Source organism: Arthrobacter sp. B0490 (assembly GCF_002929355.1).
GTDB lineage: Bacteria > Actinomycetota > Actinomycetes > Actinomycetales > Micrococcaceae > Arthrobacter_D.
On the sequence record NZ_PJIR01000083.1, the window covers coordinates 1 to 690 of the forward strand.

Below are 690 nucleotides of genomic sequence, written 5' to 3' on the forward strand. Positions count from 1 at the left end.
TCCCTGAGGAGGAGTTTGCTCCGCATATCGACGAAGGTCGCCTGGTGCGTGTGCTGGAGGATTGGTGCCAGCCATTTCCGGGGTTTTACCTGTACTACCCCAGCCGACGGCAGCCATCGCCGGCCTTTACTTTGGTCGTGGATGCTCTGCGCTTCTCAGTGGCCGGTGGGAGCCGGGTAGGAAACGAGGTTTGATCATGCAGCATCTGGATCTACAGGTTATCGAGCAGGCGCTGGCTTGGTCGCGGGAAGGGCAGACTGTGTGGTTGTGCACGGTGCTGGCCACGTTCGGCTCCTCTCCGCGTGAGCCTGGTTCGCTGCTTGCGGCGTGCCGCGATGGCAGTCACGCGGGCTCGCTGTCAGGCGGCTGCGTCGAAGAGGATTTTCTAGACCGCCTGCAGCAAGGCGAATTCGAGCGCGTGATCACTGTCCTGCGCTACGGCGACCCTGATGGGCCGAAGGGAGGGCGGATAGCGCTGCCTTGTGGCGGCATACTGAAAGTCCTGATTGAGCGCCTGCCGGCGGACGCGGCGACTTGGGCGCAGTTGGAGCGTCTGCGTGCCACATTGCAGGGACAGCAGCACCTGCTGCGACACATTGATCTTCGTGATGGCCAGGCACAACTCTGCGAAGACGACGGCCTCGGCCCCCGCGTGGTCGAGGCGGCGGATGGTTGTACGGTACAGATTCG

The 690-nt window shown here is 63.0% G+C and carries 1 protein-coding gene and 1 pseudogene; both read left to right on the top strand.

What is annotated here, in order from left to right; all coding sequences use genetic code 11:
* Positions 1-194, top strand: a pseudogene (locus tag CXQ97_RS20860) (transcriptional regulator); the annotation flags it as partial.
* 2 nt (positions 195-196) lie between these two features.
* The coding region (locus CXQ97_RS20865; protein WP_368784522.1) for an XdhC family protein at positions 197-690 on the top strand (494 nt) is incomplete at its 3' end.